Genomic DNA, 14,499 nt, shown 5'->3' on the forward strand with positions numbered 1-14,499 from the left:
TGGCAGCGACTCGTTCGACAAACGATGATCGTTCAAGAGAAGCCATCAGGAGAAGACCATGCGCAAACTCATTGTTGCCGCCTTCATCAGCCTGGACGGCGTTATTCAAGCGCCCGGTGGCCCTGATGAGGACACCAGCGGCGGGTTCCGTTTCGGTGGCTGGATTGTGCCCTACACCGATGCCACGTTCGGTCAGGCCATTGAAGAGCTGTTCGCAAAACCCTTCGAGTTGCTGTTGGGGCGTCGCACCTACGACATATTCGCCGGGTATTGGCCGCACCGGCAGGACGATTCAAACAGCCGCAGCATCCCCAGCCTGTTCAACAGCGTGCCCAAGCATGTGGCCACCCATCGCAGGGACAACCTTGCCTGGCACAACAGTCACGCGCTGGAGGGAAACCTTGCCGACGCCATTCACGCGCTTAAACAACAGGACGGCGCGCCCCTGTTGACCCAGGGCAGCGGCGACCTGGTGCGCCAGTTGTTTGAAGCCGGGCTAGTGGACGAACTTAGACTGTTGATTCACCCCATTGTGCTGGGACGAGGCAAGCGATTGTTCGACGACAACGCCCTGGCATCGGCCTTCACCCTGGCGCATTCAACTGTCACGCCCGGTGGAGTGCTGATTACCCATTACGTGCGCAGCGGCGAAGTGCGTACCGGATCATTCCGATAACGGGGCACAAGTTCTCAGCCCCCCGCGAGGTGCGGGGGGCTGGATACAGAACGTTAATACTTGATGTCTCGCGCGGTGTCACGATTGTCCTGTTTGGTGTCGCGCTTGTCCTGACGGCAGTCGTTGCGACTCTTTTCATCGCCCTCCTTGCACTCTTCCTTGACCTCTCGGGCCGCGTCGCGCCCTTCCTGCTTGGTATCGCGCGACTCTTGTCGCTGGTCAGCCTGATCGGTCGCGTAGGCCAGCGTCGACAACCCGCTGCCGCCCGCTGCAATGGCCAGTGCGGCCAGGGCTGTCAGATATAACTTGCGAATCATGATTTACCTCCGTGCGGAGCAATCAATCACCTCATGCCCCGTGGACAATGCTGATTGTTTTTTGCAGGAGCGAGCTCGCGCCTGCAACTGTATGACTTCAGGGATTTAACGATAGGTCGACCTGAGCGGTCCCACAAGAAAGTCGCTTCCCGCCGGTCGCGAAACATTCAACCCTGGGGATTCAACAGCGCACTGGCCAACAACGTCTCAAGCCCCATCGGCCTGGAAAAGTAAAAACCCTGGGCCTGCCCGGCACCCATTTCACGCAGCAGGTCCAGCGTCGCTTGATCCTCGACGCCTTCGGCGACCACGCTCAGGTCCAGCGATTCGGCCATCCGCACAATCGCCCGGACGATTGCGCGGCTGCGAGCACTGGTGGTCAATTCGAGGATGAACGACTTGTCGATCTTCAAGCCGCTGAAGCGGTATTGATGCACATAGCTGAGGGATGAAAACCCGGCCCCAAAATCATCGAGCACCACCGACATGCCGTTGTCGGCCAATTGCTGCATGGTCAATCGGGCGATGGCGGGCTCTGCCACCAACGCACCTTCGGTCAATTCCAGGCAGATCCGCGACGGCGCGACCCCGTGCCGGTCCAACAGCGCCAGCACCTCACTGGCGAAATCCGGGCGCGTCATGCTGTAACTGGAGCAATTGATGTGCACGGCAGGCCAATCGGCGTGTTCCGGTTGTGCGAGGATCACGGCAATGCTGGTGAGCATGTACAGGTCCAGCCGACCGATCAGGCGCAAGCCCTCTACATCCGGCAGAAACTCGCCAGGTTCGATCACCCGGCCACCCGGCTGATGCCAGCGAATCAGCGCTTCCAGGGCCATGAGTTCACCGGTTTCGACGCTGACAATGGGCTGAAAATACGGCAGCAGTTCATCCGTCCGTTTGAGCGCATTACGCAAGGCGCCCTCACGCTCCACCTGGTCCGAGACTTCACGGCGCACTTCCTGATTGAACACCGCATAGCTGTCGCGCCCGGCACTCTTGACCCGGTACATCGCGGCATCGGCATCGCGCAACAGGTCAGCGGGCTCGTGATGAAACTGACTGTCGGCACTGACAATACCGATGCTGCAGGACGAAAAAACTTCATAGCCATTGATGAAAAACGGCAGATCAAACGCGACCAGAATCCGTTCGGCGATTTCGATCATCACCTCCAGCGGCGCCTCGGGAGCCAGCACCGAAAACTCATCCCCCCCCAGGCGCGCCAACATGTCGGTGTCACGCAGACACCCGCGCAAACGCTGGGCAGCCTCCATCAACAGCAGGTCGCCAAAATGATGGCCAAGGCTGTCATTGACCATTTTGAAGCGGTCGAGATCGATGAACATTACGGCCAGGTGCCCGCCTTCGCTACCGAACCGCGACCAGGCCAGATTAAGGCGCTGTTGCAGATAGGTGCGATTCGGTAGCCCGGTCAACGCATCGTGGGAGTTTTCGTGTTGCAACTTGGCATTGGCGTGATCGAGCTCGCGGGTTCGGCTCTGCACCCGGGCTTCGAGTTTGAGATTGGCGACATGAATCGCTTCGGCGGCCGTGCGCCGCGACAAGGCGGTGTCGATGTGCCGCGACACGAACGTCAGCAGTTCCTGGTCACGCTGGGTGTAGCACACCTGCGCGGTATAGCTTTGCACTGCCAGCACGCCACGCACGACATCGCCATCGAACAAGGGAATGCCCAGCCAGGAATGGGATCGGACCGACTCATGGGCCAGTTCGATTTCACCCTGCGCAGACAATCGTTCAGCTTCACTTGCGTCTATCAGGCAGGGTCGGCGCTGACGGATAACGTACTCGGTCAAACCCCGTCGTCCACGTCGTGCCGCAGGACAGATCGTCTGCCGCTCATCGACATAATACGGAAAGGTCACTTCGCCGGTCGCGTCGTCGAACAGTGCAATGTAGAAGTTCTGCGCGAACAGCAGATCGCCGACGATGCCATGCAAGGTGTGAAACAGCTCGGCCATGTCGCCGGGCTGGCTCGACAGTTCGGCAATCTGGAACAGCGCGCTTTGCAAATGCTCGGCACGCTCGCGTTCGGCGACTTCCTGGCGCAATGCATCATTGAGCGCCGACAGCTCCAGGGTGCGACGCATCACTGTGGCTTCCAGGTCCTCGCGGTGCAGAATCCGGTCCAGCGCCATGGCCACGTGCCGGGCCACCACCAGAAACAGCGCGCGGTCCTCGGCGCTGTAGGTACGGGAAACGTCGTAGACCTGCATCGCCAGCATGCCAAACACCTCGTCCGAGGCGTTTTTCAACGGCGCGCCCATCCAGAACTCGGGGCGATCCCCCACGCAGTAGAAACGCCCCTCGGCCTGCGCCGCGAGAATCCCGGCGGCGTCGATCAGCAATGGCTGGCCAGTGGTCAACACCTGGCCCGTCAACGACAGGCGTGAAGGGACAAGGTATTCGTAGTTCTCCGACTCCAGGGCATCGACGTCAATGATGTCGACGTAGTACGGGTAGTCGATCTTGCCACTGTGCGGGTCATACAGCGCGAGATAGAAGTTCTCGGCGTCGATCAGGCTGGCCAGAAGCCGGTGAACCCCCACCAGAAACACTGAGCGGTCGCGAGTCGAACTGGCCAGGTAAGTGATTTCATACAGCACCCGCTGGGTGATCTGCGCACGGGCAAGGGTATTGGTCTGTATCTGCATGCCCAGGCGTCGGGCGAAGTCGGCGAGCGCCGGCTCGTCGGCATCATGGACTGGCGCGAGCAGCCAGCCCAACACACTTTCGCCCTTACCGGTCGGCCAGCCGTGCAAGCGACGGGTCGAACAAAAGGTTGCGAACTGCTCATTTGCAATGTTTGCGGGCCACTGGACAAGAGGGTCGCCCTGGCCGACGCAATGCATCTGTTCACCGGCACGATAAAACGCCCAGGCGGTGGTGTGGGCCCAGTTGCGCGCTGAATCGAGCAATTGTTCGATCGTATCGTCGTTGCCTGCGCAGATCGTACCGACACCGTCGCAGTCGTTTGATTGCCGCGGGAAGTCGGTCAACGTACTAAAACTCATCAGCGCTCCCTGAGCCAAAACCGGCGATGCTTTCTTCAATAGTTGCTAGCAATGAGCCGGCGAGCTTCCCGTTTAAAGCGTATAGCGGTTTTTTTCAATAATTTTATTCACTTTGGTGTCTCTTCCGTGACCGGTACAGCGGCACTCGTCTCACGGTTTTGGCGCGAATCATGCCTGTTTCATCGACATGAAGTCGGTACTGGCTATGTGGATGACACTTCTGAAGTGAACCGTCCTGGCCCCTGCCCCGATAATCGAAGACTTATGGACGAACAGTCGAGGATCAGCATGACGAATGCAACGACAGAACAAGTCAGCCCGAGTACGTTGAGAAGAGTGATTGTAGCGGCCGGCATCGGCAACTTCGTCGAATGGTTCGATTTCGCCGTCTATGGTTTCCTGGCCACGACCATTGCCCAGCAATTTTTCCCCAGCGGCGATGCCAGTGCCGCACTGCTGAAGACCTTTGCAGTGTTCGCCGTGGCGTTTGCGTTTCGGCCTCTAGGCGGGATTTTCTTCGGCATGCTGGGCGACCGGATCGGCCGCAAGCGAACCCTGGCGATGACAATTTTGCTGATGGCGGGTGCAACGACCCTGATCGGTTTGCTGCCCACTTATGCTGCGATCGGGGTCATGGCGCCGATTCTTCTGTCGCTGATCCGTTGCGCCCAGGGTTTTTCCGCCGGGGGCGAATACGCGGGGGCCTGTGCGTATTTGATGGAGCATGCACCCAGTGATAAACGTGCCTGGTATGGCAGTTTCATCCCGGTGTCGACCTTTTCCGCGTTCGCTGCGGCAGCCGTGGTGGCCTACGCACTGGAGGCTTCATTATCGGCCGAAGCGATGGGCAGCTGGGGCTGGCGCCTGCCATTCCTGATTGCTGCCCCGCTGGGTCTGGTGGGGCTTTACCTGCGCTGGAAGCTGGATGAAACACCGGCCTTCCAGGCGGTGAAACAGGAACATGCAGTCGCCCACTCGCCGCTCAAGGAAACCTTGCGCAACCATGGTGCGGCGATCTGTTGCCTGGGCGCCTTTGTGTCACTCACGGCGCTTTCGTTTTATATGTTCACCACCTACTTCGCGACCTACCTGCAAGTCGCGGGTGGCCTGAGTCGTGCGACGGCGCTGCTGGTGTCATTGATTGCCTTGCTGTTCGCTGCCGCCATTTGCCCGCTGGCCGGGCTGTACTCAGACCGGATCGGGCGTCGAATCACGGTCATGACGGCGTGTGTGCTGTTGATCCTGGTCGTGTATCCATCGTTTTTGATGGCCAGTTCCGGCTCGTTCGCAGCGTCCATCATCGGCGTGATGCTCCTGGCGGTCGGCGCGGTACTGTGTGGCGTGGTCACGGCCGCGTTGCTCTCTGAAACCTTCCCCACCCGCACCCGGTACACCGCGTCGGCGATCACCTACAACATGGCGTACACCCTTTTCGGCGGTACCGCACCGCTGGTGGCGACGTGGCTGATCAGCACCACCGGCAGCAACTTGTCGCCAGCGTTCTATCTGATTGCGGTTGCATTGCTCGCGCTGGCGGGTGGACTGGCCTTGCCGGAGACTTCAAGGATTTCGCTGCATGATATTCCGACGCAGGAGAAAGGCGTGGGCATGAAGGCTGAGGCCTGAAACGCAAACAAGCCGGGGCGGTGGAGCAATGCAAGCGCTTCACCCCGGCTATTGAGCCCTGACACGGCTGAAGGAAAGCGAAGGCAGTTTTTTATCCGCCTGGCAACGGGAAGCTCTATGTTTTTATGGACCAGATAAGACGCACTCACCATCAAGGCGATGGTGCCCCAAAGCAGTACATGTGGACTCACCGCCGGATAGGCAACATTGAAAATCATGAAGCCAGTCATTTGATGCAACAAATAAAGTGGATAGGTCAGTGCACCTAATGTCGCCCAGCTCATCGTCCGCAGTGCCGCCGTATAATTAGTGCTGTTCGAAGGAAGGTTCATGGGGGTCGCTTTCCGGACAGGAAGGAGGGCGAGGACCGACTAATGAACAAACCTCATGAACCCTTGCCGATTCTCCCGTCTAGTGCCCACCAACCAGTTCGCTTACTGTTTCCTCAGCGTCATTGCATTCACGCCAATGTACGCAGAGCAGTTGAAGTCCTTTTGCCATGCTTATTGCGGGCCACCATCACCCCCAGGCACTGGCGACTCGCTGACGTGAGGTATCTCATCCCTCCATCCAAACTTTTCGCTTCAACAAGCGTCCTCTCTTTGAGACCACCAAGCGCTGATTACAGCGAAGGACAAGCGATGACGTTTATGATTTTTCTACTGGCCTGCGCTGCCGCGGCAAGCACAGGTCTGATTTTCAAACCGGGCCCGTGGTACGAATCTCTCGTCAAACCTGGTTTCACCCCCCCCAAGTGGGCGTTTCCGGTCGCCTGGTCGATTATCTATCTGTTGCTCGCCTGGGCCGGTTACCGGTTGACCCTGCTACCGGGAAGTCAGGCGGTGCTGGCGTTATGGGCGGCGCAGATTGCGCTGAATACGCTGTGGACCCCGGTGTTCTTCGGCGCACAGCGAATTTTCGCAGGCATGCTAATCCTCTCGATGCTGTGGCTTGTGGTCGCGGCCATGGTGGTGATGGCTTTGAAGATTGACGTGATCACCGGTTTGATTCTGTTTCCTTACCTTGTGTGGCTGTGCGTAGCCGCCGCGCTGAACTTCTCCATCCTGTGTAATAACCGCTGACACAATGTCATGAAATGAAAAGCAATTGTCGTCGAAAGCATCGTTGACATTGCCGAAATCCGCGTAGAACGAAGTCGCCAGCAGTATCGGGACCGGGCTGATCGGCGTTAGCCAGCACTGCAGGAATCCATCGGCTGCGAGTACCCACGGCGGGGTTATTCGTAGTCGATTCAGCCGCTCTACCGGTTCTGATTTACATGCTCTGACTGATACTAATAATCCGAAAAGGAATCGCACTCTATGCGTGTGAATTTGCCTGTAACCGAGCATGAAAGAAGCTTCCCCGCCGACCAACGCTTGATCTCCACGACCGATCTCGATAGCCGAATCACTTATTGCAACGACTCATTTGTCGATATCAGCGGTTTCACTTACGACGAGCTGGTCGGTCAGACCCACAACCTGGTTCGACACCCCGATATGCCACCCGGGGTATTCCTGCATATGTGGCACACCATCAAGCAAGGCAAACCCTGGATGGGGATTGTGAAAAATCGCTCGAAGAATGGCGATTTCTATTGGGTCAGTGCCTACGTCACCCCTATCTATGAAAACGGCCGCATGAGTGGTTACGAGTCGGTGCGCTCCGTGCCCAGTCGCGACCAGGTACGTCGCGCCTCGGCACTCTATGCGAGGATGCGGGCCGGCAAGCCGATCGTTGCCCGGAGTGCACGGATTTTGCGGCCACTGAAAAACGCCTGGCCATTACTGATGGCAGGCGGGGTTTCGCTGTTGGCGGGGCACTGGCTCCCAGGCACCGCGGCTCAGGGGATTCTGGTGGCGAGCCTCAGTGTTGCCTGGTACCTGATCGAATCCCGACACCGCAGCGCCATCGAGCGCACCCTGGCCGAACACCCGAAAGCCTTTTCCGATCCCTTGGTCGCGCTGACCTACAGCGACAACCACGGCCCCCAGGGTCGACTGGACATGGCCATGCTGAGTGAGGAAGCGCGCTTGCAGACCGCCTTGACCCGTCTCGTCGACGCGGTGGTCAATGTGAAGTCCCAGGCAGCACAGTCCTCCGAACTCTCCGGTTCACAAGCGCAATCGCTGGATCGCCAGCGCAATGAAACGGATCAGTCCGCTGCGGCCATCTCGCAAATGGCGGCAACCGTTCAACAGGTGACTCAAAACGTCATCAGTACCGCGCATGCCGCCTCCGAAGCCGACCAGTTGACGAAAGATGGCAGCCAGTTGGCCCAGCAAAGCCTGCACGCGATGGAAGCCATGAACGAAGCCGTCAATGACATCGGTCAGGCAGTCAACACATTGGCCAGCGAGACGCAGTCAATCGGCACCGTCGTCGACGTCATCACATCCATTGCCGAACAGACCAACCTGCTGGCGCTCAATGCGGCGATCGAGGCGGCCCGGGCGGGTGAGCAAGGCCGAGGTTTCGCCGTGGTTGCCGACGAGGTGCGCTCCCTGGCGCAACGCACTCGCACGTCGACCGAGCAGATCCACGGCATCATCAGTTCACTGCATGTCGGTGTTGATCGCGCCGTTTCCTCAGCCAGCAAGGGTGAGCAGATTTCCCGCGAAAGCATGCAGCGTGTCGAGGCGGTACAGACAGCCCTGGTCGGCATCAGTCAAGCCGTCAGCCGCATTACCGATATGAGCCAGCAAATGGCGTCGGCATCAGAAGAGCAAAGCCACGTGACTGAAGACATCAACCAACAGATCACCCGTATCGCCCAGTTGTGCGATCACAGCGCCGGTCAGGCCCAGCAAGGCGCCGCGATCAGCAAGGAACTTGAAGCAATGGCCGATTACCTGCACGGCCTGGCCGAGCGTTTCAGCCGATAGCCTAACGCTTCACCCTCCCTCCCCGCGCATTCGGCTGTCTGAGTCAGGCAGCCGAATGCCCCTCGCAAAAATTTGGGTCTGTCATTGATAGCCAAGCGTCTGTCGTCAAATGTAAAGCGCCTCCCACCAGCGGGCGTTTTAATGGCAGTACTAAAAAAACTCCGCCTGAGTCACGCGTTGTTTGGTACGCCAAGCAGGAGAATAACAATATGAAATTCGTGAAAAGTCTTTTGGCTGCGTCACTGCTCTCGACCCTGGCCCTTGATGCACAGGCCCTGGTCTCGAGTCGGGAAGCCGCCGAACTGGGCGCCAGCCTGACGCTGGTTGGCGCTGAAAAGGCCGGTAACGCCGACGGTTCAATCCCGCCTTACAGCGGTGGCCTGACCACTGCCCCGGCCGGTTTCAAGACCGGTGACAGCATGCGCCCGGATCCTTACGCAGCGGAGAAACCCCTGCTGGTAATCAATGGCAAGAACGTTGATCAGTACGCTGGCATGCTGACGGCCACCACCGTTGCATTGGCCAAGCGTTTCCCCGGCTACCGCATCGACGTTTACCCGACCCATCGCACAGCATCGCTGCCGGAGGCGGTACTGGAAAACAGCCGCAAGAATGCCACCGGCGCCAAATCCCTCAGTGGCGGGATAGCTTTCGATAATGTCTTGCCCGGCGTGCCGTTCCCGATCCCGCAATCGGGCGCCGAGGCGATGTGGAATTTCCTGCTGCGTTATCAAGGCGTCAACATCCGCTCCAAATACGATTCGTGGAGTGTCGACTCGGCGGGTGTGGCGAGCCTGGCGGTTACCGGCGAAGCATTTGTCTCGTTCCCGATCTACGAGAACATGTCGAAGCCGATCAACAACTCCGACATCTATTACCAGTTGAAGCTGTCCTATACCGGACCTGCGCGGCGAGCCGGCGAGTCGGTCATGCTCAAGAACGCCACCAACCCGCTGCAACGTCCTGGTCGCGCCTGGCAGTACATGCCGGCCCAGCGCCGGGTCAAACAGATTTCGATCCTGGCCTACGACACGCCGAACCCGGGAACTGCCCGTGCACTCGAACTGTATGACTGGACCCTGGTGGGCAAGCAGGAAATGATCGTGCCCTACAACACCTACAAACTGACCTATGCCCGCGATGCCAAGTCGCTGACCACCCCCAATTACCTTTCCCCGGACTTCGTGCGCTGGGAAAAACACCGCGTCTACGTGGTGGAGGGCAACCTCAAGCCCGGTGCAAAACACATCTACCAGAAACGCCGCTTTTACCTGGATGAAGACACCTGGGCCGCTGTGGCCTCCGATCAATACGACACCAAGGGACAACTTTACCGTGGCTCCTTCGCTTTTCTCAGCCAGAGCTATGACGAGCAGGTCCCGGATGCCACCCCGTTCATGACCTACGACCTTTCCCAGGGCACCTACAACATCAACGGCGTAGTCGGCCCCCATGGCGGCATTCACTACATCGCGCCGCTATCGACGGCGCAGTGGGTGCCGGAATCCATGGCGGGTGCCGGCATTCGCTGAGGCGGACACCTATCTAGAGAGAAAGAACGAATCGGTATTCGCCCACCGTCTTGTCGCTACAAGACGGTTGTTCAAGCACGAAGCCGCACCGATCGAGTACTTTTCTGGAGCCCGCGTTTTGCGCATAGACATAAGCCACCAGCTGCGTTAGTTCCCAGCGCCCCCTTGCCTCCCGGATCAAATGTTCAAGCGCCAGTGTCGCAAGACCCTGGCCGCAAACACTTTGATCAATCCGATAGCCCACTTCGGCACTGCCCTGCAAGGGGTCGATGCATTTCAAATTGGCGCGACCCACTATTCGTTCATTGGCATCTTCGAGAACAAAGGGGTGCCAGCGACCGACCGCCAAACCAGACAAATAATCATCAATATGTTCGGCAACTCCCGGCAATGAGTAGAAAGAGGGATCGCGCGCATCGATATGTGATTCGAACCATTGGCGATTAAGCACTTCGAATGCCAACAGCGCTTGGGCATCGGCCCGTTCCAGTTCGCGAACCCTGAATGAATTCATTTTGCACATTCCTTGTGTTTACAAGCGGTGGCTTTATTTGATTCGTCTCGCAGGGCTGCATGAATGCGCTAGCCAATAGCGCCATCAGGCAACTGATCCACTGCTGGAAGTTGTCAATGCCTGCGGCGATGTCGCACAAGCAACGAAGTAAATCACGCTGAAAACCTGACGATAACCCTTCACTGCACCACAAAGCGACGAGCGACATTGAAATCTGCGCCCTGGCCCCGCGCAAGGTGAATAAGCAAACTAGGCTAGAACGGGCCTCTTGATGAGCGAACGGGAGTTCTGTTGTCGGGTTAGTTGTTCTCCTTGCGCTCTCCGGGCACAGGTTTGGGGGGTAACTCACCAGGATCCTGGTCGTTGCAGACTCGATTGAGAGAGGCAACACCCGGGATCGACACCGATAAAGGAAGGCCGTCATGCAACGACTCCCGCATCGCTCCAGGCTTTACGTTGCCTGTTCACTCCTGTTGGCACTCAACGGTATGACCCAAGCGGCACAAACCGAAAAAACCAATATCCTGTTCATTGTTTCCGATGACACCGGCTACGGTGACCTGGGGCCTTACGGTGGCGGTGTCGGGCGCGGCATGCCGACCCCCAGCATTGATCAACTGGCCGCCCAAGGCGTCACCTTCCATTCCTTTTACGCCCAGCCCAGTTGCACGCCAGGCCGGGCTGCCATGCAGACCGGGCGCATCCCCAACCGCAGCGGAATGACCACCGTGGCCTTTCAGGGTCAGGGCGGCGGCTTGCCGGCCGCCGAATGGACGTTGGCTTCGGTGTTGAAAACCGCTGGCTACGACACCTACTTCACCGGTAAATGGCATTTGGGCGAAGCCGATTACGCACTGCCCAACGCACAAGGCTATGACGTGATGAAATACGTCGGCCTTTATCACCTCAACGCTTACACCTACGCCGACCCGACCTGGTTCCCGGACATGGATCCGGAAACCCGTGAGATGTTTCAAAAGGTGACCAAAGGCGCATTGTCCGGCAAGGCGGGTGAAAAACCCGTCGAAGAATTCAAGGTCAACGGTCAGTACGTCGACACGCCTGTCGTGGATGGCAAGCCAGGCGTGGTTGGCATTCCGTTCTTTGATAACTACGTTGAAAAAGCCACCCTGGAGTTTCTCGACACGGCCGCCAAATCCGACAAACCGTTCTTCATCAACGTCAACTTCATGAAAGTGCACCAACCGAACATGCCGGCACCGGAGTTCATTCACAAGTCCATGTCCAAGTCCAAATACGCCGACTCTGTCGTCGAACTCGACACCCACATTGGGCGCATCATGGACAAGCTCAAAGCACTGGGTCTGGATAAGAACACGTTAGTGGTTTACACCACGGACAACGGCGCCTGGCAGGACGTTTATCCGGATGCCGGCTACACCCCGTTCCGCGGCACCAAGGGCACCGTGCGTGAAGGCGGCAACCGGGTTCCGGCCATCGCCGTCTGGCCCGACAAGATCAAACCGGACACGAAAAACCACGAGATCCTCGGTGGCCTGGACCTGATGGCGACGTTCGCTGCCGTTGCCGGGGTGAAACTGCCGGAAAAAGATCGCGAAGGTCAGCCAATCATCTTCGACAGTTACGACATGACACCGGTGCTCACCGGCAGTGGCCCGTCTCCACGCAAGGAGTGGTTCTACTTCACAGAGAACGAACTGTCTCCGGGTGCGGCCCGTGTCGGAAACTACAAGGCCGTGTTCAACTTGCGCGGTGATAATGGCGCGCAGACCGGTGGCCTCGCTGTGGACACTAATCTGGGATGGAAAGGCGCAGAAAAATATGTGGCGGTGGTGCCTCAGGTCTTTGACTTGTGGCAAGACCCGCAAGAGCGCTATGACCTGTTCATGAACAACTTCACCGAGCGCACCTGGACGATGGTGCCGATCTCTGCCGCGATCATCAAACTGATGAAAACCTATGTCGATTATCCGCCACGCAAACTGCAAAGCATGGGTTACGACGGGCCAATCGAGTTGTCGCAGTACCAGAAATTCCAGTACCTGCGTGACGCTCTGAAAAAAGACGGCATCAACCTGTCATTGCCCGCTGGCAACTAGGCACCTTCGCAGTGACGGCCCTGCACGGGGTCGTCACGCTCAAACATCGAGCCTGGGTCGAAACGTAGGGCGGTGGCCATACGCAGGTTGGTAGACCGGGACAAGGAAACCGGCGCGCCCAAGGACGCCCTGTGCATGGCCACCATGTAGCAGAGCAGAAAAACGCTGCAAGCAGTGACGTGCTGAACCTTGTAAAACCCGGGCTACCAAACCCGATCGCTGCTGTTTCTCAACGACCGGCAAACGATAGAGCCTGGCTTCAAGGCGCACAAGCCGGCGGATTCCGGCGTAGCTGTAGGCAATGACGCGAGGTGTTGTAGCTTGCGAGAAGTAACGTCCTACAACCCTTAAACACACCTATAGCCCAGATTGAAGAAGATATCCCAAACACAAAAAACTGTGGGAGCGGGCTTGCCCGCGATGGCGGTGTGTCAGGCGCAATTGAAGTCGCCTGACAGGACGTCATCGCGGGCAAGCCCGCTCCCACGGGGAACAGGGGTGCAACCTGTACCGCTTCAAGGATTGATCTGATACCCCTTGCCCTGCAAACAGCTGTTGTAGGCCGTCGTGGTATTCGCCGCTGTGGTCTTTTCCTCTTCGCGGCGGTCCTGACGCTGGCGTGAGCCACCGACAACCATGCCGGCCGCAGCAGCCTCCTTGGAACGGTCCTGGCGTATGTCCTGTTTCACATCGCTGTCGACACGGTCATCAAACTCTTCGTGCTGATTGCTGCGCACGCCCGACGCCACGGCACCGGCTGCCGCCCCCGCCGCCGCCCCCTTGGCCCGTCCGCCTGATGAAGACGAAGACGTCGATGTACTCTGACTGTTGGCGATGTTCTGGCATTCGGTCATATCCGTCTGCGTTTGCTGCGAACTCTGCCCCTTCATCGGAACCACCGTCTGGGCCCATCCAGGGGCACTCAAAAGTGACAATGCGATGCACAGGCTAACCGGCGAAAACCTTTTCATGTTGACCTCCGTCAGGCCTGCCACACGTGCAAAGCCCTGGGTTCAGTGGCGGACGGCGAGCGACAATGCGCGTCGCCGTCGATCGGGTGAAACACCAGTAAAGTGTAGTTCACCGCTACACCCCCTCCGCCCCGTCGATCAGGCTTCGACGCCCGGCTTCGGGTACAACTGCTCGTCAAATTGCGACAGTTTCGGGAACACCAGCGGCTGATCGTCGCTCAGGTGCTGCAAGCGCAGGCTGTAATCCTCCAGAAAGCCCTTGCGCGCTTCTTCACTGATGTACGGCACATGCCAGGCCACGAACGGTTCCAGCACGTCGAACCCGACATAGGCCAGCGTTCCGCGCAGGATCGGGCGCAACATGTCCTCCAACGGCCCATGAATCGCGCCTTCGCCAAACATGTGTTCGCGCCCGCCCAGTGTCACGGTGACCAGCGCTTTCTTGCCGGCCAGACCGCCCTGATCGTAAAAACGCTTGCCGCCATAGCAGATGCCGGACACCAGCACCCGGTCGATCCAGCCCTTGAGCATGGCCGGCGCGGAGAACCAGAAGATCGGGAAGTTGAGGATCAGCAGATCGGCCCACAGCAGTTTGTCGAGTTCAGCCTGGATGTCCGCCGCCAGCGATTGGCTTTTCACGCCCAGGCGTTGTTCCAGGGCGTAGACCAGGTACTCGGGGTTTTCCCGCGACGAGAAGTCCGCGTCGCTGGCCACCGGGTTCCAGTTCATTTTGTACAGGTCGCTGACCTGCACTTCGTGGCCCTGGGCTTCAAGGGTGGCGACGGCCTGGTCCCGCAGGGCGGCGGTGAAGGATTGCGGCTCCGGGTGAGCGTGGACGATCAGTACTTTCATGGTG

The 14,499-nt window shown here is 58.5% G+C and carries 10 protein-coding genes and 2 pseudogenes; 7 read left to right on the top strand and 5 right to left on the bottom strand.

Annotated elements, in window-relative coordinates; genetic code table 11:
• Positions 1-58: 58 nt before the first annotated feature.
• On the top strand, positions 59-676 hold the full coding sequence (locus QMK58_RS16620) for a dihydrofolate reductase family protein (protein ID WP_320395066.1): 618 nt from the start codon (positions 59-61) through the stop codon (positions 674-676).
• A 53-nt stretch (positions 677-729) separates the two neighbouring features.
• On the opposite strand, the gene QMK58_RS16625 is transcribed toward QMK58_RS16620, so the two are convergent.
• The gene (locus tag QMK58_RS16625) at positions 730-993 is read right to left on the bottom strand and encodes a hypothetical protein (RefSeq protein WP_053159095.1); all 264 of its coding nucleotides are present in this window, start codon (positions 991-993) and stop codon (positions 730-732) included.
• Positions 994-1,160: 167 nt separating this feature from the next.
• Complete coding sequence (locus QMK58_RS16630; RefSeq protein WP_320395067.1) at positions 1,161-4,031, bottom strand: EAL domain-containing protein; 2,871 nt, start codon at positions 4,029-4,031, stop codon at positions 1,161-1,163.
• Positions 4,032-4,319: 288 nt separating this feature from the next.
• Between QMK58_RS16630 and QMK58_RS16635 the strand changes: the two genes are divergently transcribed.
• The 5 genes and pseudogenes from QMK58_RS16635 to QMK58_RS16650 all read left to right on the top strand — a co-directional run bounded on the left by QMK58_RS16635 (position 4,320) and on the right by QMK58_RS16650 (position 10,077).
• Positions 4,320-5,657 (top strand): MFS transporter, encoded by a 1,338-nt coding sequence (locus tag QMK58_RS16635; protein WP_320395068.1) that lies wholly within the window; start codon positions 4,320-4,322, stop codon positions 5,655-5,657.
• A 641-nt stretch (positions 5,658-6,298) separates the two neighbouring features.
• Positions 6,299-6,739 carry a tryptophan-rich sensory protein TspO gene (tspO, locus tag QMK58_RS16640; protein ID WP_053159089.1) on the top strand — a complete coding sequence of 147 codons (441 nt, stop codon included), beginning with the start codon at positions 6,299-6,301 and terminating at the stop codon, positions 6,737-6,739.
• Positions 6,740-6,979: 240 nt separating this feature from the next.
• Positions 6,980-7,282 (top strand): annotated as a pseudogene (locus tag QMK58_RS28975) (PAS domain-containing protein); the annotation flags it as partial.
• 288 nt (positions 7,283-7,570) lie between these two features.
• Positions 7,571-8,545 (top strand): annotated as a pseudogene (locus tag QMK58_RS28980) (methyl-accepting chemotaxis protein); the annotation flags it as partial.
• Positions 8,546-8,754: 209 nt separating this feature from the next.
• Entirely contained in the window at positions 8,755-10,077 is a 1,323-nt protein-coding gene (locus tag QMK58_RS16650) for a DUF1329 domain-containing protein (RefSeq protein WP_053159085.1), read from the top strand.
• Positions 10,078-10,090: 13 nt separating this feature from the next.
• On the opposite strand, the gene QMK58_RS16655 is transcribed toward QMK58_RS16650, so the two are convergent.
• A complete protein-coding gene (locus QMK58_RS16655) occupies positions 10,091-10,591 on the bottom strand; it encodes a GNAT family N-acetyltransferase (protein WP_082344460.1) in 501 nt (166 codons plus the stop codon).
• A 422-nt stretch (positions 10,592-11,013) separates the two neighbouring features.
• Between QMK58_RS16655 and QMK58_RS16660 the strand changes: the two genes are divergently transcribed.
• On the top strand, positions 11,014-12,672 hold the full coding sequence (locus tag QMK58_RS16660; protein WP_320395069.1) for an arylsulfatase: 1,659 nt from the start codon (positions 11,014-11,016) through the stop codon (positions 12,670-12,672).
• Between the two features lie 515 nt (positions 12,673-13,187).
• Here QMK58_RS16660 and QMK58_RS16665 read toward each other — a convergent pair.
• Positions 13,188-13,643, bottom strand: coding sequence for a hypothetical protein (locus QMK58_RS16665; protein WP_053159079.1), 456 nt, complete (start codon positions 13,641-13,643; stop codon positions 13,188-13,190).
• Positions 13,644-13,781: 138 nt separating this feature from the next.
• On the bottom strand, positions 13,782-14,495 hold the full coding sequence (locus QMK58_RS16670; RefSeq protein ID WP_053159078.1) for an NAD(P)H-dependent oxidoreductase: 714 nt from the start codon (positions 14,493-14,495) through the stop codon (positions 13,782-13,784).
• Between the last annotated feature and the right edge of the window lie 4 nt (positions 14,496-14,499).

Origin of the sequence: Pseudomonas sp. P8_241 (genome assembly GCF_034008315.1) — a bacterium.
Taxonomy (GTDB): Bacteria; Pseudomonadota; Gammaproteobacteria; order Pseudomonadales; family Pseudomonadaceae; genus Aquipseudomonas.

Excerpts from the sequence above, each read along its gene's own strand:
- QMK58_RS16665 (WP_053159079.1), bottom strand. The coding sequence starts at position 13,643 with ATGAAAAGGTTTTCGCCGGTTAGCCTGTGCATCGCATTGTCACTTTTG.
- QMK58_RS16670 (WP_053159078.1), bottom strand. The coding sequence starts at position 14,495 with ATGAAAGTACTGATCGTCCACGCTCACCCGGAGCCGCAATCCTTCACC.
- QMK58_RS16620 (WP_320395066.1), top strand. The coding sequence starts at position 59 with ATGCGCAAACTCATTGTTGCCGCCTTCATCAGCCTGGACGGCGTTATT.
- tspO (WP_053159089.1), top strand. The coding sequence starts at position 6,299 with ATGACGTTTATGATTTTTCTACTGGCCTGCGCTGCCGCGGCAAGCACA.
- QMK58_RS16660 (WP_320395069.1), top strand. The coding sequence starts at position 11,014 with ATGCAACGACTCCCGCATCGCTCCAGGCTTTACGTTGCCTGTTCACTC.
- QMK58_RS16635 (WP_320395068.1), top strand. The coding sequence starts at position 4,320 with ATGACGAATGCAACGACAGAACAAGTCAGCCCGAGTACGTTGAGAAGA.
- QMK58_RS16655 (WP_082344460.1), bottom strand. The coding sequence starts at position 10,591 with ATGAATTCATTCAGGGTTCGCGAACTGGAACGGGCCGATGCCCAAGCG.
- QMK58_RS16650 (WP_053159085.1), top strand. The coding sequence starts at position 8,755 with ATGAAATTCGTGAAAAGTCTTTTGGCTGCGTCACTGCTCTCGACCCTG.
- QMK58_RS16630 (WP_320395067.1), bottom strand. The coding sequence starts at position 4,031 with ATGAGTTTTAGTACGTTGACCGACTTCCCGCGGCAATCAAACGACTGC.
- QMK58_RS16625 (WP_053159095.1), bottom strand. The coding sequence starts at position 993 with ATGATTCGCAAGTTATATCTGACAGCCCTGGCCGCACTGGCCATTGCA.